The 19,208-nt window shown below is 73.8% G+C and carries 18 protein-coding genes and 1 pseudogene; 9 read left to right on the top strand and 10 right to left on the bottom strand.

Annotated elements, in window-relative coordinates; genetic code table 11:
• Positions 1 to 156: 156 nt before the first annotated feature.
• The gene (locus C1703_RS17070; RefSeq protein ID WP_114253686.1) at positions 157 to 1,284 is read left to right on the top strand and encodes a class I SAM-dependent methyltransferase; all 1,128 of its coding nucleotides are present in this window, start codon (positions 157 to 159) and stop codon (positions 1,282 to 1,284) included.
• 5 nt (positions 1,285 to 1,289) lie between these two features.
• Here the strand turns inward: C1703_RS17070 and C1703_RS17065 are convergent, their stop codons facing one another.
• The 4 genes from C1703_RS17065 to C1703_RS17050 all read right to left on the bottom strand — a co-directional run bounded on the left by C1703_RS17065 (position 1,290) and on the right by C1703_RS17050 (position 6,408).
• Positions 1,290 to 1,931 carry a flavin reductase family protein gene (locus C1703_RS17065; RefSeq protein ID WP_232840511.1) on the bottom strand — a complete coding sequence of 214 codons (642 nt, stop codon included), beginning with the start codon at positions 1,929 to 1,931 and terminating at the stop codon, positions 1,290 to 1,292.
• A gap of 42 nt (positions 1,932 to 1,973) precedes the next feature.
• Positions 1,974 to 2,804 (bottom strand): enoyl-CoA hydratase-related protein, encoded by an 831-nt coding sequence (locus C1703_RS17060; protein ID WP_198678195.1) that lies wholly within the window; start codon positions 2,802 to 2,804, stop codon positions 1,974 to 1,976.
• Positions 2,804 to 5,029 (bottom strand): acetate--CoA ligase family protein, encoded by a 2,226-nt coding sequence (locus C1703_RS17055; protein ID WP_114253684.1) that lies wholly within the window; start codon positions 5,027 to 5,029, stop codon positions 2,804 to 2,806. Before C1703_RS17055 ends, C1703_RS17060 begins: the two co-directional genes overlap by 1 nt.
• A 68-nt stretch (positions 5,030 to 5,097) precedes the next feature.
• Positions 5,098 to 6,408 carry an NAD(P)/FAD-dependent oxidoreductase gene (locus tag C1703_RS17050; protein WP_232840510.1) on the bottom strand — a complete coding sequence of 437 codons (1,311 nt, stop codon included), beginning with the start codon at positions 6,406 to 6,408 and terminating at the stop codon, positions 5,098 to 5,100.
• Positions 6,409 to 6,644: 236 nt separating this feature from the next.
• Between C1703_RS17050 and C1703_RS17045 the strand changes: the two genes are divergently transcribed.
• The 4 genes from C1703_RS17045 (at position 6,645) to C1703_RS17030 (ending at position 9,068) form a co-directional block, all read left to right on the top strand.
• Entirely contained in the window at positions 6,645 to 7,094 is a 450-nt protein-coding gene (locus C1703_RS17045; RefSeq protein ID WP_114253683.1) for a DoxX family protein, read from the top strand.
• Between the two features lie 19 nt (positions 7,095 to 7,113).
• Positions 7,114 to 7,515, top strand: a complete 402-nt coding sequence (locus C1703_RS17040; protein ID WP_114253682.1) for a Zn-ribbon domain-containing OB-fold protein — start codon at positions 7,114 to 7,116, stop codon at positions 7,513 to 7,515.
• A 31-nt stretch (positions 7,516 to 7,546) separates the two neighbouring features.
• Positions 7,547 to 8,149, top strand: a complete 603-nt coding sequence (locus tag C1703_RS17035) for a GNAT family N-acetyltransferase (RefSeq protein WP_114253681.1) — start codon at positions 7,547 to 7,549, stop codon at positions 8,147 to 8,149.
• A 61-nt stretch (positions 8,150 to 8,210) separates the two neighbouring features.
• Positions 8,211 to 9,068: a GNAT family N-acetyltransferase gene (locus C1703_RS17030; protein WP_114253680.1), complete on the top strand. Its 858-nt coding sequence runs from the start codon at positions 8,211 to 8,213 to the stop codon at positions 9,066 to 9,068.
• 17 nt (positions 9,069 to 9,085) lie between these two features.
• Here C1703_RS17030 and C1703_RS17025 read toward each other — a convergent pair whose 3' ends face one another.
• The 5 genes from C1703_RS17025 to C1703_RS17005 form a co-directional block, all read right to left on the bottom strand.
• A complete protein-coding gene (locus C1703_RS17025) occupies positions 9,086 to 9,712 on the bottom strand; it encodes an NAD(P)-binding domain-containing protein (RefSeq protein WP_114253679.1) in 627 nt (208 codons plus the stop codon).
• 107 nt (positions 9,713 to 9,819) lie between these two features.
• Entirely contained in the window at positions 9,820 to 10,488 is a 669-nt protein-coding gene (locus C1703_RS17020) for a pyridoxal 5'-phosphate synthase (RefSeq protein ID WP_114253678.1), read from the bottom strand.
• A gap of 36 nt (positions 10,489 to 10,524) precedes the next feature.
• Complete coding sequence (locus tag C1703_RS17015; protein WP_114253677.1) at positions 10,525 to 10,950, bottom strand: pyridoxamine 5'-phosphate oxidase family protein; 426 nt, start codon at positions 10,948 to 10,950, stop codon at positions 10,525 to 10,527.
• 87 nt (positions 10,951 to 11,037) lie between these two features.
• The gene (locus C1703_RS17010) at positions 11,038 to 11,910 is read right to left on the bottom strand and encodes an MBL fold metallo-hydrolase (RefSeq protein ID WP_114253676.1); all 873 of its coding nucleotides are present in this window, start codon (positions 11,908 to 11,910) and stop codon (positions 11,038 to 11,040) included.
• Positions 11,911 to 12,086: 176 nt separating this feature from the next.
• Complete coding sequence (locus C1703_RS17005) at positions 12,087 to 13,256, bottom strand: acetyl-CoA acetyltransferase (protein WP_114253675.1); 1,170 nt, start codon at positions 13,254 to 13,256, stop codon at positions 12,087 to 12,089.
• 105 nt (positions 13,257 to 13,361) lie between these two features.
• Between C1703_RS17005 and C1703_RS17000 the strand changes: the two genes are divergently transcribed.
• Together C1703_RS17000 and C1703_RS16995 are read left to right on the top strand one after the other, a co-directional pair.
• Positions 13,362 to 14,543 (top strand): acyl-CoA dehydrogenase family protein, encoded by a 1,182-nt coding sequence (locus tag C1703_RS17000; protein WP_114253674.1) that lies wholly within the window; start codon positions 13,362 to 13,364, stop codon positions 14,541 to 14,543.
• The gene (locus tag C1703_RS16995) at positions 14,540 to 15,010 is read left to right on the top strand and encodes a nitroreductase family deazaflavin-dependent oxidoreductase (protein WP_114253673.1); all 471 of its coding nucleotides are present in this window, start codon (positions 14,540 to 14,542) and stop codon (positions 15,008 to 15,010) included. The genes C1703_RS17000 and C1703_RS16995 overlap by 4 nt, the downstream gene beginning before the upstream one ends.
• A 118-nt stretch (positions 15,011 to 15,128) precedes the next feature.
• Here the strand turns inward: C1703_RS16995 and C1703_RS16990 are convergent, their stop codons facing one another.
• The gene (locus C1703_RS16990; RefSeq protein WP_232840509.1) at positions 15,129 to 15,776 is read right to left on the bottom strand and encodes a TetR family transcriptional regulator; all 648 of its coding nucleotides are present in this window, start codon (positions 15,774 to 15,776) and stop codon (positions 15,129 to 15,131) included.
• Positions 15,777 to 15,898: 122 nt separating this feature from the next.
• Between C1703_RS16990 and C1703_RS16985 the strand changes: the two genes are divergently transcribed.
• On the top strand, positions 15,899 to 16,621 hold the full coding sequence (locus tag C1703_RS16985; RefSeq protein ID WP_198678194.1) for a VOC family protein: 723 nt from the start codon (positions 15,899 to 15,901) through the stop codon (positions 16,619 to 16,621).
• 192 nt (positions 16,622 to 16,813) lie between these two features.
• Positions 16,814 to 19,191: pseudogene (locus tag C1703_RS16975) on the top strand (serine/threonine-protein kinase).
• Positions 19,192 to 19,208 lie beyond the last annotated feature (17 nt).

Here is a 19,208-nt window from a genome sequence, read left to right as displayed (position 1 = left end):
GTGGGTTCGGCCTATGCTGAGCCCAGGGGGTCCCCCCTGGGCTCAGCTGCTTCGCTGCCTTGAAAGGTTCGTTGATGACACTCGGCATGGTCCTCGGTGACGTCGTCGTCGTGACTTCGCGCGTTCGTCCACGTTCGGCCTTCCGAGGAGTCTGCCGTGTCCACGATCCACTGGGTCGAGGCTCGACCCTGTACCGCCCGCTGGCACTCTGAGTCCGGGCTGCCCCTGCCCCGCCGGGTCGTCGTCGCCGATGACCGGATGCGGGCCGACGTCGCCTTCCGTCTGGCCTGTGAGGGCACCGCGCTGTTGTGGCGCGGGGATTTCCACAATGCCCGGCAGTTACTGCGGGCGATGGACCGTCGTGTCGGTCGTGGCGCGCCCGGTGCGGCGCGGACTCCGGCCGAGACCTTCCGTCTGCAACGTCGGTACCGTGCCCACCGCGCCCGCGTGCTCGGCAAGTTGATCGTCCTGCTGGAGGACCACACCCTGGCCCTGCGCCGGGCGCCCGATGTGCGGCGGGCGTGTGACGAGGCGTACGGGGTGGCCGACGGGCCTGTCGCCGTCGCGCTCACGGAGCTGCTGGGGGTGGTCAGTGCCCGGCAGTGGCGGGAGAAGGGCGTGCACGTCCCGGCCTTGGAGGCGCGGATCCACCCGCACTACGGGGTGTTCGCCCCCACGAGGAGTGAGTACGTCGATCTGGTCGCCCGGGCGCCGATGCCGGGTGGCGGTGGCGTGCGTACGGCGTTCGACCTGGGGACGGGCACCGGCGTGCTCGCCGCCGTGCTGGCCCGGCGGGGGGTGGAGCGGGTCGTGGCGACGGACGTCAGCGCGCGGGCGCGGGCCTGTGCTGCGGACAACGTACGGCGGTTGGGGCTGGGCCGGACGGTCCGCGTCACCGGGCCCGGCCTGTATCCGGAAGGGCGTGCCCGGCTCGTCGTCTGCAACCCGCCCTGGATCCCCGGCCGGCCCGCCTCCGATCTCGACCTGGGCGTCTACGACGCGGGCGGCGGCATGCTCCGCGGCTTCCTCGACGGGCTCGCCGGACGGCTGGAACCCGGCGGTGAGGGCTGGCTCGTGCTGTCCGACCTGGCCGAGCGGCTCGGGTTGCGCAGTCGGGAGGCGCTGCTCACCGCCGTCGAGGCGGCGGGGCTGCGGGTGGTCGACCGGATGGACACGCGTCCGCGGCATCCGCGCGTGCGGGATGGCGTGCGGGGCTCCGACGATCCGTTGCGTGCCGTGCGGGCCGCCGAAGTGACGTCCCTGTGGCGGCTGGCCGTCGTCTGACCGGGTCAGTCGGTCAGCCGTGTGAAGCGCCCTCGGTGGAAGAGCAGCGGTCCGTCCGGATCGTCGTCGCCCGTGCCGAGGGCGTTCACCCGGCCGACCACGATCAGGTGGTCGCCGCCGGTGTGGACGGCGTGGATCGCGCAGTCGATCCAGGCGACGGCACCCGACAGGCGCGGTGAGCCCGACACCGGCGCCGCGTCGTACGCCACGCCCGCGAACTTGTCCGCGCCGCTCACCGCGAAGGCCCGGCACAGTTCGGCCTGGTGCGCGGCCAGGACGTTGACGCAGAAGGCGCCGGCCCGGGCGATGCGCGGCCAGGTCGTCGAGGTGCGGCCGACCATGAAGGCGACCAGGGGCGGGTCGAGGGAGAGGGAGGTGAAGGACTGGCAGGCGAAGCCGGCGGGGGAGGTGGCGGGGGAGCCGGCCGGAGAGCCGGCGGTGGTGGCGGGGGGTGCGGTGATCACCGCGACGCCCGTCGGGAAGGTCCCGAGGACGCGGCGGAACTCACGCGGGTCCAGGGGTGCGCGCTCGTCGTCGCCGACGCACCGCAACTCGGGGCGCGGCAGCGGCTCGACGGGCTCCTGGGCGGTGGTGCGGACCGACCTGAGGTAGCGGACGGCGGCTTCGGCCATCCCTGCTTGTCCCATCACACCGGCCATTGTTTCTGACGGACCATCAGATGGGAAGGGTCAGTGGCCTCCGAACACCGGGCTCCGCCGCTCCACGAAGCTCCGTACGCCCTCCCGCGCGTCCGCGGTCGTCATGTTGATCTCCTGCGCGGCGGCCTCGGCGGCGAAGGCGGTGCCGCGGTCGGTGTCGAGGGAGGCGTTGACCAGCTGTTTGGTGAGGGCGAGGGCGCGGGTCGGGCCGGTGGCGAGGCGGGCCGCCCAGGCACGGGCCGTGTCGTCCAGGTCCTCGTCCGGGACGACACGGTTCACCAACCCCATGCGCTCGGCGTCGGCCGCGGTGAGCGCGTCGCCGAAGAACATCAGCTCCTTGGCGCGCTGCGGGCCGACCAGGCGGGGGAGCAGGTAGGCGCCGCCCGCGTCGGGGACCAGGCCGCGCCGTGCGAACACCTCGATGAAGCGGGCGGACTCGGCCGCGAGGACCAGGTCGCAGGCGAACGCGAGGTGCGCGCCGAGCCCGGCCGCCGTGCCGTTGACCGCCGCGATCACCGGCTTCTCGCAGTCCAGCACGGCGGCGATCAGCCGCTGGGCGCCGGTGCGCAGAGTACGTGCGACATCCCCGGCGATCCGCTCGCCTGTCCCGGCGCCCGTCCCGGCACTTGTGCCCCGCAGGTCCGCGCCCGCGCAGAAACCGCGGCCCGTGCCCGTGAGGACGACGGCGCGTACGGCGGGGTCGGCGGAGGCGCCGGACAGCAGCTGGATGAGGCGTTCGCGCTGGTCCGGGGTGAGCGCGTTGAGGGCCTCGGGCCGGTTGAGGGTGACGGTGAGGACGCGACCGCCGGTGGTGTGCAGCACCTCGGAGGGCACTTCGGAGGACACCTCGGGCCGCGTCATCAGCCGCACACCGCCAGCGCGTCCAGCGCCACCGCGCCCTGCCCCCGCGGCAGCACCATCAGCGGGTTGATGTCCAGCTCCGCGAGCCGGTCGCCGAGTTCCAGCGCCATGCGCTGCACGCGCAGGACGACCTCGACGAGCGCGTCCCGGTCCGCCGGCGGCCGCCCCCGGACCCCGTCGAGCAGGGCCCGCCCGCGCAGCCCGGCGAGCATGTCCCGCGCCTGCTCCTCCCCGAAGGGCGGCACTCCTACGGCGGTGTCGCGCAGCACCTCGACCAGGACGCCGCCGAGCCCGACGGTCACGGTCGGGCCGAACAGCTCGTCGTGGGTGACTCCGACGACCATCTCGACGCCCTGCTCGACCATCTGGCAGACGAGGACGCCGTCCAGCGAGACGCCCTCGTAGCGGGCGATGTCGGTCAGCTCCCGGTAGGCGTCGCGGACCTGGCTGGCCGAGGTCAGTCCGATCTTCACCAGGCCCAGCTCGGTCTTGTGGGCGATCCGGGCGCCCGAGGCCTTCATGACGACCGGGTAGCCCACGAGCCCGGCCGCGCGCACGGCCGCCGCCGCGCTGGTCACCAACTGCTCGCGCGGCACGCGGATGCCGTACGCCCGCAGCAGCTGCTTCGCCGCGTGCTCGCTCAGCTGCTGTCCGGGCCGCAGGAGTGCCTGCGCCTTGCGGTAGGACGGCGAGGGGGTGCGCGGGGCCTCGTCGAAGGGGGAGCGGTAGCCGGTCGTGAAGCGGTGGTGGGCGAGGTGGGCACGGACGGCTGTGAGGCAGTTGCCGACCGTGCGGAAGGTGGCCACGCGCGAGGAGCCGAGCAGCACCTCGCGGTAGGCGGGCTCGGTGCCGACCGGCGAGCCCCACACCACGCACACCAGCTTGTCCGTCCGCTCGGCCGCGTCGGCCAGGTCCCGGACGAGCCGGTCGCTGAGCGGCGGGAACGGGCCGGTGATCGGGCAGATGAGCACGCCCACCTCGGGGTCGTCGAGGAGCGTGTCGATGATCTTCCGTCCGCGCTCGTCCCCGACCGGATGCCCGCCGTTGTCCACCGGGTTGGCGACGCTCAGGTACTCGGGTATCCACTGGTGCAGCTCGGCCTGCCTGGCCTCGGACAGCACGGGCAGCCGCAGGCCCGCCTCGGTCGCCAGGTCGGCGACGTGCGCGCCCGTGCCGCCCGAGATCGAGTAGACGACGACGCCGTCGGCGCGCGGCGGCTGCGCCCGGGCCAGCAGGGCCGCCGTGTCCTGGAGTTCGTCGAGGCCGTCGACGCGGATCACGCCGAACTGCCGGAACGCCGCGTCCACCACCGCGTCCGCGCCGGTCAGCTTGCCGGTGTGGGAGGCGGCCGTGCGGGCGCCGGTCTCGGTGCGGCCGACCTTGACCGCGACGACCGGCACGCCGCGCCGGGCGGCCCGGTCGGCGGCGAGCAGGAAGGAGCGGCCGTCCTTCAGCCCTTCCATGTAGCAGGCGATGGCGCCGACCTCGGGCTGCTCGGCGAAGTAGGAGAGGAAGTCGGCGGTCTCCAGGTCGGCCTCGTTGCCGGTGGGCGCCCAGTGGGAGAGGCGGATGCCGAGTTCCTGCAGGGCGAAGACGGGGCGGCCCTGGTGGCCGGACTGGGTGATCAGCGCGATCGCGGGCCCTTCGAGGTCGTCGCGGAACCGCTCGAAGGCGTTGAGGTTGGTGTTGGGCCCCAGCAGCCGCAGCCCGGACCGTTCGACGGCGGCGGCCAGTCGCCGCTGGGCGGCCTCCCCCGCCGGGCCGGTCTCGGCGAACCCGGAGGCGAAGACGACGGCGAACCGCGCCTCGGCCTGGGCCAGTTCCTCGACCACCGGCAGGGGATCACCGACGAGCACGACGGCCAGGTCGACCCGCTCGGGCAGGTCGGCCACGGAAGGAACGCAGGGGATGCCGAAGACGGCCGGCCGGCTCGGGTGCACGGGGTGCAGCCGGGCCCCGACCCGCTGGGCCCAGTCGGCGAGTTGCCGGGTGATGCCGCTGTTGGGCCGCCCCTCGGCGTCCGAGGCGCCGATCACGGCGACGGAGTGGGGGCGGAAGAAGCGGTCCAGATCGGGGACGTCGGCGTGCAGCGGGCGCCCGCTGACGTCGAGGTCGCCCACCTGGGCCGGCCTGCCGTGCACGGCGGGCCCGGACCGCTCGCCGCAGGCGATGGCCCGGGCGCGGCGGGAGTCGGTGGTGAGAGTGCCGTGGGTCGATCCAAGCATCGCTCCGCCCGCTCCTGTGAGACAGCCGTCAACTGACGCTCTGTCAGATTATCCGAACGGGCAGCACGTCAGGAATGGCCGGGAGCGGGCGAAGTTGCCGCTGGTCCGGGAGATCGTGGCGCCCCTTGTTCCCGTGACGAGGGCGACAGCGAACGCCGGGCGCGTCGGACGGGCTGGCCCGGGAGCCGGGACACCCTGCCCGAGTCGTCCCGGGCGACGGCCTTCGCGATCCGTACCGCGTCGATCGCCAGCTCGCGGAGATTGCCGCTGATGGGGTTGGTGAAGCCGGTGAAGTACAGGCCGGGGGCGGTCTGCGGGCTGCGGGCGCCGTGGGCGACGGGCCTGCCGCGGGCGTCGAGCACGCCGAGGTGGCCGACCAGGCCCTCCAGGGCGCGGACGTAGCCGGTGGCGGCGATCACGGTGTCCGGGGAGATCCGGGTGCCGTCGGCGAGGAGGATCTTGCCGCCGTCCTCGAAGCCGTCGACGGCGGCCACGATCTCCACCCTGCCCTTGCGCACGGCGTCGATCAGGCCGACGTCCTGCACCGGGATCGCCCCCTGCTTGACCCTGGTGTACAGGCCCGTGTCGGGGCGCGGCAGCCCGTGGGCCGACAGGTCGGGCAGGGCCACCCTGGCCTGCGCCCGGCTGAGGCGGTCGACGAGGCCGACCGGCAGCCGGCGGACGAGGATGCCGCTGTACTGGGCCGCCCAGCCGGCGGTCGAGCGGCGCACGATGTGCGGGACGGTACGCACGGCCAGCCGGACCCGGGAGGCGCCGTTCTCCACCAGGTCCACGGCGATCTCGGCACCGGTGTTGCCCACGCCGACGACGAGGACGTCCCGGCCGGCGTAGGGCTTGCCGTTGCGGTACTCGCCGGCGTGCAGGAACTCCCCGGTGAAGGCGGAGCGGCCGGGCCAGTCCGGCAAGCGGGGCGTGTGGTTGTAGCCGGTCGCCACGACCACCGCGGCGCCGGTCAGCTCACGGCCGCCGGTGGCGTGCAGCAGCCAGCCCGTGCCGTCGGGGGCGCGCTCGACGCGGGACACCTCGACGCCGGTGACGATCTCCAGGCGGTGGTGCTCGGCGTACTTCTCCAGGTACCGCACGACGTCGTCCCGGGACACCCACCGCCCGAACCGGCGCGGCATCGGCAGGCCCGGCAGGGCCGACAGGCGGCGGGTGGTGTGCAGGTGCAGCCGGTCGTAGTGGCGGCGCCAGGACGCCCCGACACGGTCGGACTTCTCCAGGACGACGGCCCGTACGCCCCGGGCGCGCAGCGCGTACGCGGCGGCGAGTCCGCCGGGGCCGCCGCCGATGACGTAGACGGGGCGGTCGGGTGAGGTGTGCGCGGAGGAGTGTGTGGGGGGAGTGGAGTCGGCCATGAGCGGGAGCGTAATCACGCCCCCGATTGATGGGTCTCGGTCAAGACCGGAATTGGTTTCGGATTGATCACGGCTGTAGGGGGAGGGGGCGGGGATGGTGGCGTAGCGGGCCCGGTTGTGGCGAGCCGGTGATCATTCCTGACCCGGGGCCACCCGCGGCCGACCCCGGGTCTTGTTGCGCCGCTCACATCTGACGTACCGTCAGATCCGATGTCGGGCGGCGCGCGGGAGCACCCATGGACTCGATCTGGCTCACCGGGGCGGAATGGCTGGCCGTGCTGCGGATCGGGCTCGGGCTGTGGTGGCTGGAGAGCTGGCGGCACAAGGACCGCACGGCCTGGTTCGAACGCGGTACGGGCATCGCGTGGGCGGCCGGGATCGCCGCCGAGCACCGCTGGAGCGCGGTCCGTTCGGGCTTCCGGGTGGCCGTCGCGCCGCGCCCGCGCGTGATGGCGTACGTCGTCGTCTACGCGGAACTCGCGCTCGGGCTCGGCCTGATCACCGGGTTCCTGACCCCGGTCGCACTGGCCGGGGGGTTCCTGCTCAACGCCCTCTACTTCACGCTCATGATCCACGACGTCGCCGAGCAGGGGCAGAACTCGATGATGGCGCTGATGTCGGTGGTCGGGCTGTTCGGGATGTCCTGGCAGACGTGGTCGCTGGACAGCGCGCTGGGACTGTTCTGATGACCGGGGGACTGTTCTGATGACCGGCCGCCACGACCTGCCCGAGACCGACCCGTTCACCCGGACGTACTGGGACGCGGCCGCCGAGGGCAGACTGCTGATCCGCCGCTGCCGGGCCTGCGGCCGGGCCCACCACTACCCGCGCGAGTTCTGCCCGCACTGCTGGAGCGAGGACGTCACCTGGGAGACGGCGAGCGGCCGGGCCACGCTCTACACGTGGTCCGTCGTCCACCGCAACGACCTGCCGCCCTTCACGGACCGCACGCCGTACGTCGCCGCCGTGGTGGACCTGGCCGAGGGGCCGCGGATGATGACGGAAGTGGTGGGGGCGGGGGACCTGTCGGCCGGGGCCGAACTGGAGGTGGCGTTCCGGGAAGGGATCCCGGTCTTCCGGACCGTACCGGGGACGACGGGCACGTGAACCGCACAGCCCCACGCGCTTGAATGACCCCATGGCCCCCATACGTGACCACTCCCTCACCGGCCCTTCCGCGGAACTCCACGGCCACGGTCTGCGCCTGCGCCCCTGGGACGCCGGGTCCGGCTCCGACGTCGACACCTGGCTGCGCGGCCTGCGGGACCCGGAGTTCCGCCGCTGGAACACCCCGCTGCGGCCGGTCGACGACCGCAGGAGCGCCCGGGAGTCGCTCCTCGCGCGGGAGCAGAGTGCCGCGGAGGGCACGTCGCTGTCGTTCCGGATCGCCGACGCGCGCAGCGACACGCCCCTGGGCCACATCGGCGTCAACGAGATCAAGTACCACCTGAAGGTCGCCCGCGTCGGCTACTGGGTGCTCCCCGAGGCCCGCGGCCAGGGCGTCGCCACCCGGGCCCTCCTGCTCGCCGCCCGCTGGGCCTTCACCGAACTGGGCCTGCACCGCCTGGAGCTGGACCACGCGGTCGGCCACGACGTGTCGTGCCGGATCGCGGAGCGCTGCGGCTTCCCCTACGAGGGCACCCTGCGCGGGGCGATCTTCCAGGAAGACCGGCACGACGCGTTCCGGGACGCCCACCTGCACGCCCGGCTGTCGACGGATCCGGAGCCGGCGTATCCCTGAACGGCTGTGCCATGTCGGAAAACCCCGGGTGCCGGGCCCAGGGCCGGCGGCAGGATGAGGCATGGACACCGGCAGTTGGCACTTCACCCGAGACCTCGACGACTTCCTTGCCCGCGCGGGCGCCTTCCTCCGCTCCCGGCCGGCGTTGCACACCGTGCCGTTGACCGTCACGGAGACGCTGCGCAGGCACGGGCCGCGCGTCTACGGCGACGGGCCGCCGGAGTTCGGCGTGCTGGACCGGGACGGCCTCGTCGAGGCGGCCTTCTTCCGCACGCCGCCGCACTGGCTGAACCTCACCGCCCTCACCGCCGAGGACGCCGACGCCCTCGCCGCGCGACTGGCCGCCCTCGGACAGCGGCTGCCCGGCGTGAACGCCGACGACGCCACCGCCGCCGCCTTCACCGAAGCCTGGCGGCGGCACACGGGCGTCACCGCGACGCTCCGGCAGCGGCAACGCCTCTACCGGCTCGGCGCCCTGGCCGCGCCCGGGCCCGTGCCGCCCGGCGGGCCACGTGTCGCCGGTGAGTCGGACCGCGAGCAACTCATCCGCTGGCACGACGAGTTCAGCGCGGCCGTCGGCCTGGGCACGGTACGGGACTCCGCCGAGTGGGCGGACGCCCGGATCGAGAGCGGCGGCATCACCTTCTGGGAGACCCCCGACGGCACCCCCGTCGCCATGGCCGGCACCAGCCCCCGGGTCGCCGGCCAGGTGCGCGTCGCCGCGGTCTACACCCCGCCCCACTTCCGCGGCCGGGGCTACGCCGGTGCCGTGACGGCCGAGGTCAGCCGCGCCGCCCGTGCCGCCGGGGCGAAAGAAGTGGTCCTCTTCACGGACCTGGCGAACCCGACCAGCAACGGCCTGTACCAGCGGATCGGGTACCGGCCGGTCGCGGAGTTCACGGTGTACGACTTCTCGTAGGCGTCAGGCGTCAGGCGTCAGGCGGCGGTTCGGGGGACGACCTTGATGTTGAACGTGTGGGACCCCAGGCCGTTCGCGATGCCCATGAAGAGCAGGGCGAAGTGCTCCTGGCCGCGTGCGGTGGTGATGCCGCCGATGTCCAGCTGGGACGACTCGGGCCAGCCGAGGTCGGTGAGCAGCCGGCCGACGGTGCGTTTGGCCTCGGCGTCGTCGCCGGAGAGGAAGACGGTGCTCGGACCGTCCAGACTGCCCGGGGCGATCATCGCGGTCGAGTCCATGGTGCACAGCGTCTTGACGACGGGGGTCCCCGGGAAGGCCTCCTGGATCTGTTCGGCCAGGCTGCTGTTGGGGTGGGAGAGCTCGGTGTAGTCGTCGGAGAGGCCGACGCCCACGTCGATGAGCACGGTGCCGGTCAGCGCCGGTGCCCCGAGGGAGCGGAGCAGTTCCAGGGAGACGTTGCCCGGCGTGGCGTTGACCAGCACCTCGGCGTGTGCCGCCGTCTCGCTCAGGCCCGCCACGGGCAGGCCCAGGCCGGTCCGCTCCGCGGGCCGGCGGGAACCGAGAAGTACGTCGTGTCCGGCCGCGCTCCAGCCCTGGGCCAGTGCGCGGGCGACATGTCCGGTGCCCAGTAATCCGATTCGCATGCCGTGACGCTAACCGGCGTCAGGGGACCGTCGGATCGGCCTGCGGGCCCAGCCGCGACGGCACCAAAGGCGTAGTCCCGAAGTCGGCGTCGCGTACGCCGACGCCCTCATGGCCACAGCAGCTCCCGCGACCAGTCCTCCTCCCCCTCCCGCCGGTAGCGCAGCCGGACGTGCCGTCGGCGCTCGTCGCCCTGGAAGAACTCCACCTCCTCGGCCCGCAGCCGGTACAGCGTCCAGGACGGCACCGGCGTCCCCGGCTCGCGCGCCGCCCGCTCCCACGCCGACTGCGAGGCCCGGGCCAGGTCGTCCAGCGACTCCAGGACCTCGCTCTGCCTCCCGGTCAGCGCCGCCGCCAGCGCACCCGTCGAGCGGGCGTGGAGGTCGCCCTGGGACTCCTCGGAGGGCGCGGCCGAGACGGGGCCGCGCACCCGGACCTGGCGGCCCAGCACCGGCCAGTAGAAGCCGAGCGCGGCGTACGGGCGGGCGGCGAGGTGACGGCCCTTGCGGCTGCCCGCGTGGGACGCGAAGGACCAGCCCGCCTCGTCCGCGCCGTGCAGCATCACGATCCGTACGTCGGGCAGCCCCGACGCGTTCGAGGTCGCCAGGGACATGGTGTGCGGCTCGGTCTGCCCGGCCGCCACCGCCGCCGCGAACCACTCGGTGAAGAGGGGCAGGGGAGCGGCGGGGGCGGTGGCCGGGTCGAAAGGCGGGAGGTGCGTGGTCTGCGGGTCCCAGACCCGCAGTGACCTCAGCAGCTCGTGGAGATCGGTTGCCATGCCCCGATTGTCACCGGTGGCGGGGACGCCCCGGGCTCACACCTGCCCGAGGTCCGACGACACCCACCGCTCCGGCCGCATGCGCAGCACCAGTTGCTCACCGTGGTTTTTCCAGGAGAAGTCCACGTAGCCGTCGACCTTCTCGGCCGGCAGGTAGCGCGCCGAGAGCTCGCGGAGCTGTTCGAGGGTCGCGGGGCTCGTGTCGACCACCGGGCCCTCCACGGACACGTACCGGATCGTCGGCTCCACCCGGTCCACCATCAGGGAGAACCGGCCCGCCGCTTTGATCAGCTCGTACTTGCGGGAGTCGAGCCCGGTCATGATCCAGATGTCGCCGCCGGGCTCGTACTGGTACCAGATCGGCACCGTGAGCGGCGCCCGGCCCGGCCCCGCGTCGACCGCGAGCGCGGCGATGTGCGGCTCGGCCAGGAACTGTTCACGCTCTTCGCGGGTCAGGGCCATTCCGGGTCTCCTTCGAACGGGGCGGTCGGGTTGCGGAGCATCACAACGCCCTTGCCGGGGCCGGGTGTTCCCCGGCCTCGTGCGCGTTCACCAGCGGACCGCCGTGAAGTCGACCGGCCGCGGCCGCAGCCGCCGGGTCCGTTCCGCCAGGGACCGCAGTCGTCCGGACATCTCGTCCACGGGCAGGCGGCGCCGGTCGCCGTGGCCCGGCAGCAGCCACTCGAAGCGCAGTTGCCCGGCGACCCGGGCCAGGGAGCGGGCCAGTTCCTCGACGGAGTGCCAGGTCACGCTCTCCGCCACTTCCAGGTCGCCGGTCGTGCGCGACCAGTAGAAGCTGTCGCCGCTGAAGCAGTACCGGTCGTCCGCCAGGTAGAGCACGGAGCCCCGGGTGTGGCCGGGCAGCGGATACGCGGTGACGCCCTCGCCGATCTCCAGCGGTTCCAGCCCGCGCAGCACCCGGTCGGCGTCCGGCGCGGCGTCCAGGTCGCCTTCGTGGATCCACAGCCGGGCGCCGAAGTGGTCCGCGTAGCGGCGGCCGTGCGCGGCGTGGTCGCGGTGGGTGAGCAGGACGTCGGTGACGGGGCCGCCGGCCGCCTCGTACCGTGCCGCGAGGTCGCGGCTCCAGCGCGGGGTGTCGATCATCATGGCGGTGCCGGACGGGCGCGGGAGCAGGTAGGAGTTGGCTCCGGCCGTGTGGGCGGAGTTGTGGCCGCACAGCAGCACGCCGTCGTCCAGGGGCATCGGGAACGGGTCCAGCGACGGGTCGGGGCGGCCCGACGCCGGGCGGATCGAGCGGGTGGGGCAGGCGAACGCGGCCGCGTGTAACCGCCGTTCCTCCGCCGCGTCCTCGGGCTGCCGCAGGATCCGCGACCGTCCCTCCCGTTCGATGATCAGCTCGGGCGCCAGTTGCCGGGCCGCGTCGCAGTTGAAGCAACGGTCGTCCACGTACCAGCCGTGCATGGCGGGGCTCCTTCGCGCAGGGGGGATGCGGCCCGGACCAGGGGGCCGCCGCACCAGGGTCCCCGTCCGCCGCCCGAACCGGAAGCCCCTGCCGATCTTGTGCTTTCTCCCCTGGGCCCATCTCCCGGCCGGCTGCGACCGGTGAAGGTATGTGCCGGTTTGTCCGCAGAAGCGCCTCACCCCGCCGCCAGCACCACCGTCCCCGACGAGCAGAACCAGCCCCCCGTGCCGGACGCGACGGCCAGCCGTGGCAGCGCGCCGCCCCTCCGCCGCACCTGCCGCTGTCCGCACTCCCCGCGCAGCTGCCGCACCGCCTCCACCAGCAGGAACAGCCCCCGCATCCCGGGGTGCTGGGCCGACAGCCCGCCCCCGTCGGTGTTCACCGGCAGCGCGCCGCCCTCGACCCGCATCCGGCCCTTCTCCACGAAGATCCCGCCCTCGCCCTTCCCGCAGAAGCCGAGGTCCTCCAGCGTCACCAGGGTCATGTAGGTGAAGGCGTCGTAGATCTCCGCGAAGTCGACCTCCGACGGCCGCACTCCCGCCCGGGCGAACGCCAGCCGTCCGCTCACCGCCGCCGGCGACACCGTGAAGTCGGGCCACTCGGACATCGCCGCGTGGGAGACGGACTCCCCGCTCCCCAGCACCCACACCGGCGAGGTACGGCAGTCCCGTACGTACTCCTCCGCCGCCAGCAGCACCGCCGCCCCGCCGTCGGAGCGGAGGCAGCAGTGCAGCTTGGTGAAGGGGTCGGCGATCATGGGGCCGCTCGCCACGTCGTCCACCGTGATCGGGTCCCGGAACATCGCCTCCGGGTTCAGGGCGGCGTTGGCCCGGGCCTGTACCGCCACCTCCGCGAGCTGCTCGATCGTCGTGCCGTACTCGATCATGTGGCGGCGGGCGGCCATGGCGTACTTGGCGATCAAGGTGTGGCCGTAGGGGACTTCGAACTGCAGGGGGCCGCGTGTGCCGAAGGACAGCGTTCCGGTGCGGCGGCCGGCCCTGATGTCCGCCCGGGCCGTGGAGCCGTAGGCGAGCAGCACCACGCGCGCGTGCCCGGCCGCGATGGCGTCCGCCGCGTGGGCCGCCATGACCTCCCAGGTGGCGCCGCCGACCGAGGTGGAGTCGACCCAGGTGGGGCGCAGTCCCAGGTACTCGGCGACCTCGACGGGGGCGAGCGTGCCCAGGCCCGCCGAGGCGAAGCCGTCGACCATCGACCGGTCCAGGCCCGCGTCGGCCAGGGCGCGGCGGGCCGCCTGGGCGTGCAGGGCGTACGGGGTCGCGTCGTCCACACGGCCGCAGTCCGAGAGGGCCACGCCGACGACGGCCACCTTCCTCCGGGCCACCATGAATCTGACGGTACATCAGGTAACGCCGTCGGGGGGAGGGGCAGGGCTCTGGGCATCCCCGCCTCTCCGCCCTAATATGACGCACCGTCAGATACGGAGGTGGCCATGGACGTCCGCTTCACCGCCGAACAGGACGAGATCCGCCGCACCCTGCGCGACCTGCTCCGCAAGCGGTGCGGACCCGCAGAGCTGCGGGCCGCCGTCGACACCCCGGCCGGACACGACCCGGCCCTGTGGACCGCCCTCGCCGAACAGCTCGGCCTGCCCGGCCTGGCCCTGCCCGAGACCTACGGCGGTGTCGGCTGCTCGGTGACGGAGCTGGCGCTGGCCTGTGAGGAGACGGGCCGGGTGCTCGCCCCCTCCCCGCTGCTCGCCACGGCCGTCCTTGCCGCCCCGCTGCTGCTCGCCCTCGGCACCGGCGCCCAGCGGGCCGCCCTGCTCCCGCGCATCGCCTCCGGCGCGCTGACCGCCGCCCTCGCCGTACCGGGACCCGCCCTCGCCACCGCCCTCGCGCTCACCGGCCGCGACCCGGGCGGGGGCTGGGCGGGCGGCGGACGGGCCGGGGGCGTGCAGGCCCGGCGGACGGCGGGCGGCTGGCGGCTGTACGGGCAGGCCGACCAGGTCCTCGACGGGCACAGCGCCGGGATCCTCGTGGTCGCCGCGCACGCCGGCGGATTCGCCCGGTCCCGTGTCCTGCTCTTCCTCGTCCCCGGTGACGCGGCCGGCCTCACCCGCGTACGGCGGACCGCGCTGGACGCCACCCGGCCGCAGGCCCGGATTCAACTCCGTGATGTGGAAGCCGAGTTGCTGGGCCGGGACGGTGACGACGTGCCCGCCGCGCTCGCCCGGCTCGGCGACACCGCCGCCGCCTGTCTCGCCGCCGAGGCCGTGGGGGCCGCCGACCGGGTGCTGGAGCGGACCGTGGAGTACGTGCGGCAGCGCGAGCAGTTCGGGCGGCCGGTCGGCTCCTTCCAGGCGGTCAAGCACCGGCTGGCCGACGTCTACGTCCAGGTGCAGACGGCCCGCTCGGCGGCGTACTACGCGGCCTGGGCCACCGCCCAGGGCGAGGCGGTCGGCGGTACGGCCCTGGCCCAGGCGCTCCAGGCCCTGCGCGAGGCCGCCGCCGAGGGGATCCAGTCGCACGGCGGCATCGGTTTCACCTGGGAACACGAGGCCCACCTGTACTTCAAGCGCGCCGCGGGCGACGAACTGCTCCTCGGGCCGGTGCACCGGCTGCGGGCGCACGCCGCCGACGTGGCGCACGTCTTCGAGGAGGCCGGCCGATGAGGGGCGCGCGGATCGTGCAGAAGGTGTCCTCCACCCGGGGTTTCGCACGGGTGGCGCCGTACGTCGTCCCGGCCCTGGACCGGGCCGTGCACCGGCTCACCCGCGGAAAGGTGCTGCTCAGCGCGCGGCTCCTGCCGGGCGTGGTGCTGACCTCGACCGGGGCGAGGAGCGGGCAGCCACGTCGTACGCCGCTGGCCTGCGTGCCGGAGGACGGCGGGCGCGGCTGGATCCTGGTCGGCTCCAACTTCGGGCGGCCGGGGCACCCCGCCTGGAGCCACAACCTGCTCGCCCACCCGGAGGCCGAGATCAACTGGAAGGGCCGGGACATCCCCGTCACGGCCCGGCTCCTGGAGGGTGAGGAGCGGGCGGCGGCCTGGCAGGCGGTGCTGGCGTTCTGGCCGCCGTACGCGGCGTACCAGGCCCGGGTGGAGCGGGAGATCAGGGTGTTCCGGCTCGCGCGGCGGTGAAAGCGGCGGTACAAGCAGCGGTGAAAGCGGCGGTGAAAAGCGACAGGCGGCAGTCCACCCGGGTGGACCACCGCCTGCCAGACAGGACTTGGGTAAGGGAGAAGGCCGTCGCGAGCGGCTACTTCGTCGGCTTTCTGCCGGTGACGCCCAGGTGCACCAACAGCGCGAGGTTCGGCTTCAGTTCGGCCTGCTTCACGCCCCAGGAGGAGAAGCCCTTCTGGTGCGAGGCGACCGCCGCGAGCATCGCGACCAGCGAACCGGCGACCGCCGCCGGGTTCACGTCCTTGTCGACCCGGCCCTTGGCCTGGAGCTCGGCGACGGCGTCCGCGAGGGAGTTGTTCACCGAGTTGAGGATCTTCATGCGGAGCTTGTAGAAGCGCTTGTCGCCCTCGGCCGCGCCGAGATCCACGACCCGGAGGATCGCGTCGTTCTTGCGCCAGAACTCCAGGAACCCGTCGACGAGTTCCTGCGCCGTCTGCCAGCCGGCCTTACCGGCCCAGGAGCGGCCCTCCAGCAGCTCGGTCAACGACGCGCCCTCGGTCGCCATTTGCTCGGCGATCTCCAGGACGGCGCCCTCGACGTCCGGGAAGTACTGGTAGAAGGTCGCGGGCGAAGTGCCCGCCTTCCGGGCGACATCGATGACCTTGACGTCCCGGTACGGGGAGGAGCTGAGCATCTCGCTGAGGCAGTCGAGCAGCTTCTGCCGGGTCGCCTGCCCACGCCGGCCGGCCACGCGGCCGTCGACGGTACGCACTTGTCCTGTCATGCCGTCAGCTTACCGAGGCGTGATCGGGGCGCGATTCGGCCGACTGCAAATGGGGTGTAAGGGAGTGCGGGGGCTGGTGTGCCTGGTCTGCGGGGTGCGGCCTTCACGGTTACGTTGGCGACATGGCCGAAAACAGGGCATCGGTGTACGCAGAGGGCGTCCCCTGCTGGGTGGACGCGCAGCTTCCCGACGTGGCGGCGGGCAAGCGGTTCTACGGCGAACTCTTCGGGTGGACCTTCGAGGACTGGTTCGGCCCCTTCACGCGGGCGCTGAAGGACGGCGAACCCGTGGCCGCGCTGGTCCGCAAGATGGACGGCCGGCTGCCCACCGTGTGGACGGTGTACTTCGCCACCCCGGACGCCCTGGCCCTGGCCCGGCGGATCCGGGCGGCCGGCGGGCAGCTCGTCTCGGCGCCGGTGCCGGCCGGCGACCTGGGCGTCACCGCGCTCGTCACCGACCCCGAGGGGGCCGTCTTCGCCCTGTGGCAGCCGGGCGGGCACCCCGGCTTCGGAAAGCGGCACGAGCCGGGGACCTTCGCCTGGGCGCAGCTGTACGCCCGGGACACCGAGGCGGCCAACGCCTTCTACGGCGATCTCTTCCAGGAGGCCCTGTTCGGCCCCGAGGCCGAGCCCGACTTCGGCCGCGCCCCGGTCTCCGACGTCTTCCCGGCCGAGATGCCACCCCACTTCCTCGTCCACTTCGCCGTCGCGGACGTACCGGCCGCGCTGGAGGACGTCACCCGGCTCGGCGGCCGGATCCAGGCCCCGCCCTTCGAGACCTCGTACGGCACGGTCGCCGTCGTCACCGACGATCAGGGGGCGTCGTTCGCGCTGCTGCACCGCTGAGCAGGCACCCTATGGTCATCTTTTGTCCCTCTATAGGGCGAGACACCCCAATGGTCACCGGGTTCGCCACCAGGGCTCCGGCCAGGAAGAATCGGGGTGCGTGCCGCCATGGCGGTGCGGTGGTGAGACGCTGCACGGGGTCGCGTGGAACATGTGGCTTGGCGCGGCTCGTACGGGGAGGTGGCAGGCAGAGTGGTGGATCAGCTGACGCAGCACGATCCGCGGCGGATCGGGCCGTTCGAGGTGCTGGGACGGCTGGGTGCCGGCGGCATGGGGCTGGTCTATCTCGCGCGCTCGGCGTCCGGCCGGCGCGTGGCGATCAAGACCGTCCGGACGGAGCTGGCCGAGGACCAGCTGTTCCGGGTCCGCTTCACGCGTGAGGTGGAGGCGGCCCGGGCCGTCTCCGGCTTCTACACGGCCGCCGTCGTGGACGCCGACCCGCGTGCCGCCGTGCCGTGGCTGGCCACCGCGTACGTTCCCGCGCCCTCCCTGGAAGAGATAGTGAACGACTGCGGGCCGCTGCCGGCCCAGGCGGTGCGTTGGCTCGCGGCGGGCGTGGCCGAGGCGCTCCAGTCGATCCACGGGGCCGGTCTGGTGCACCGGGACCTGAAGCCGTCGAACGTCCTGGTCGTCGAGGACGGCCCCCGGGTGATCGACTTCGGTATCGCATCCGGCGTTTCGAACACGCGTTTGACGATGACGAACGTGGCTGTCGGCACGCCCGCCTACATGTCCCCCGAGCAGGCCAAGGACTCCCGCAGCGTCACCGGCGCGAGCGACGTCTTCTCGCTCGGCTCCATGCTGGTCTTCGCCGCCACCGGCCACCCGCCCTTCCACGGCGCCAACCCGGTCGAGACGGTCTTCATGCTGCTGCGCGAGGGCCCGGACCTCGAAGGGCTCCCGGACGAGCTGCGCCCGCTCATCGAGTCCTGCATGCAGATGGACCCCACGGCCCGCCCCAACCCGGCCGACCTCCAGGCACAGCTGGCCCCGCACCTCTTCGGCTCCGGCTCGGACGACAGCGGCACGGCCTCCGCGTGGCTGCCCGAGCGGGCGGTGGCCCTGATCGAGTCCGCCGCAACGGCCGCCCGGCCGGCAAGCCCGCCGCCGGTGCGGGCCGCAGCGGCGGCGGCCGCCCGCCCGGGCCCCGCGCCGATCCGCCCCCGCCCTCGCACGACCCGTCGTCCCCGCGCCCGCGCCGGTGCCCGCCCCGTCGGCGGCCCCGACACCGGCCCCGTACGGCTGGCGGCGCCCAGGTGCCCATCGGCCCGGGCCCGCGCGTCGCCGACGTCCGCGCCGCCGCGGTCAAGGCGCCCCCTCCGGAGGCCGCCCTCGCCGCCTCCTGGTCCAAGCCCCGCCCCGGCGTCAACGGCACCGACCCCGCCGTCGGCCCGGCCGTAGCCGCGCCCCCGGCCCCGGCCGCGCCGCCCGAGCAGCCCGGCGGCTGGCGCCCTTGGCGCTTCCGCATGTCCAACGACGTCTGGGGCACCCCCGCCGTCGCCGACGACCTCGTCTACGTCACCTCCTTCGAGGTGCACGCCCTGGACGTGGCCACCGGCCGGCGCCGCTTCAAGACCCGGGACGTCGCCTGGTCCATGGCCGTCTCGGACGGCCGGATCCACGCCTCCGACGGCCCCACCCTGTTCGCCCTGGACGCCCGCGAGGGCGCCGACCTGTGGCGCCTGCAGACGGACGCCTGGGTCTACTCGCTCAAGGCCGGCCGCGGCACCGTCGTCACCGGCACCCGGGGCGGCGGAGTCCAGGGCTGGGAGGCCTCCGGCGGCCAGAAGCTCTGGGAGATCACCGGCTGCCAGACCGACTTCGAGTCCCCCGAGGCCGGACCCGCCCTGCACGACGGCACGGTCTACGTGTGGCAGGACGCCCGGCTGCGCGCCCTGGACGCCCGCACCGGCGACGAGCGCTGGTCGTACCCGATCGGCGACGCGGCCTCCTGCGGCGGCGTCCCGGTGCGGATCGCCCCGGCGACCGACGGGTACGTGTACGTCTGCGCCGGCACCCGCGTCCTCGCCCTGGACGTGGCGGCCGGGCACGTGAAGTGGCACTTCGAGGCCCCGGCCGTGTTCCTCTCCCCGCCCACCTTCGTCCCGGGCCCGGCCGTCACCGGCGGCGGCATCTACCTGGCCGACTACCTCGGCACGGTCTACGCCCTCGACGCCACCGACGGCCGTGACCGCTGGCGCATCGCCACGGAGTCCCGTGCCTCCGTCGAGCCGGTCCTGGTCGCCGCCGGGCACGTCCACGTGGGCAGCGGCAAGGGCCTCTACACCCTGGACGCGGTCACCGGCACGCCCAAGTGGCGCTTCCAGGCGGGCGGCGACATCGTCGGCGCCCCCTCGGTGGCCGAGGGCCGCATCCACTTCGGCTCCACCGACCACCTGCTCTACACCCTGAAGGCCGACGACGGCCGGCTGCGCTGGAAGCTCGCCACCGGCGGCGAGATCACCGGCTCCCCGGTCGTCCGGGACGGGGTGGTGTACGCGTGCAGCAAGGACCGCTGCGTGTACGCGCTGGACGCGGAGAAGGGCACGGGCACGGCACGCACCGCCTGACCCGCCCGGGGACGGCC

The sequence above is a fragment of the Streptomyces sp. Go-475 genome (assembly GCF_003330845.1).
GTDB lineage: Bacteria > Actinomycetota > Actinomycetes > Streptomycetales > Streptomycetaceae > Streptomyces.
Note: the sequence above shows the minus strand (reverse complement) of the source record. Positions and strands in the feature narration are given on the sequence as shown.

Bases quoted from the DNA above. Each gene is read 5' to 3' on its own strand.
- C1703_RS17065 (WP_232840511.1), bottom strand. From the start codon at position 1,931: ATGGGACAAGCAGGGATGGCCGAAGCCGCCGTCCGCTACCTCAGGTCG.
- C1703_RS17060 (WP_198678195.1), bottom strand. From the start codon at position 2,804: ATGACGCGGCCCGAGGTGTCCTCCGAAGTGCCCTCCGAGGTGCTGCAC.
- C1703_RS17055 (WP_114253684.1), bottom strand. From the start codon at position 5,029: ATGCTTGGATCGACCCACGGCACTCTCACCACCGACTCCCGCCGCGCC.
- C1703_RS17050 (WP_232840510.1), bottom strand. From the start codon at position 6,408: ATGGCCGACTCCACTCCCCCCACACACTCCTCCGCGCACACCTCACCC.
- C1703_RS17045 (WP_114253683.1), top strand. From the start codon at position 6,645: ATGGACTCGATCTGGCTCACCGGGGCGGAATGGCTGGCCGTGCTGCGG.
- C1703_RS17040 (WP_114253682.1), top strand. From the start codon at position 7,114: ATGACCGGCCGCCACGACCTGCCCGAGACCGACCCGTTCACCCGGACG.
- C1703_RS17035 (WP_114253681.1), top strand. From the start codon at position 7,547: ATGGCCCCCATACGTGACCACTCCCTCACCGGCCCTTCCGCGGAACTC.
- C1703_RS17030 (WP_114253680.1), top strand. From the start codon at position 8,211: ATGGACACCGGCAGTTGGCACTTCACCCGAGACCTCGACGACTTCCTT.
- C1703_RS17025 (WP_114253679.1), bottom strand. From the start codon at position 9,712: ATGCGAATCGGATTACTGGGCACCGGACATGTCGCCCGCGCACTGGCC.
- C1703_RS17020 (WP_114253678.1), bottom strand. From the start codon at position 10,488: ATGGCAACCGATCTCCACGAGCTGCTGAGGTCACTGCGGGTCTGGGAC.
- C1703_RS17015 (WP_114253677.1), bottom strand. From the start codon at position 10,950: ATGGCCCTGACCCGCGAAGAGCGTGAACAGTTCCTGGCCGAGCCGCAC.
- C1703_RS17010 (WP_114253676.1), bottom strand. From the start codon at position 11,910: ATGCACGGCTGGTACGTGGACGACCGTTGCTTCAACTGCGACGCGGCC.
- C1703_RS17005 (WP_114253675.1), bottom strand. From the start codon at position 13,256: ATGGTGGCCCGGAGGAAGGTGGCCGTCGTCGGCGTGGCCCTCTCGGAC.
- C1703_RS17000 (WP_114253674.1), top strand. From the start codon at position 13,362: ATGGACGTCCGCTTCACCGCCGAACAGGACGAGATCCGCCGCACCCTG.
- C1703_RS16995 (WP_114253673.1), top strand. From the start codon at position 14,540: ATGAGGGGCGCGCGGATCGTGCAGAAGGTGTCCTCCACCCGGGGTTTC.
- C1703_RS16990 (WP_232840509.1), bottom strand. From the start codon at position 15,776: ATGACAGGACAAGTGCGTACCGTCGACGGCCGCGTGGCCGGCCGGCGT.
- C1703_RS16985 (WP_198678194.1), top strand. From the start codon at position 15,899: ATGGCCGAAAACAGGGCATCGGTGTACGCAGAGGGCGTCCCCTGCTGG.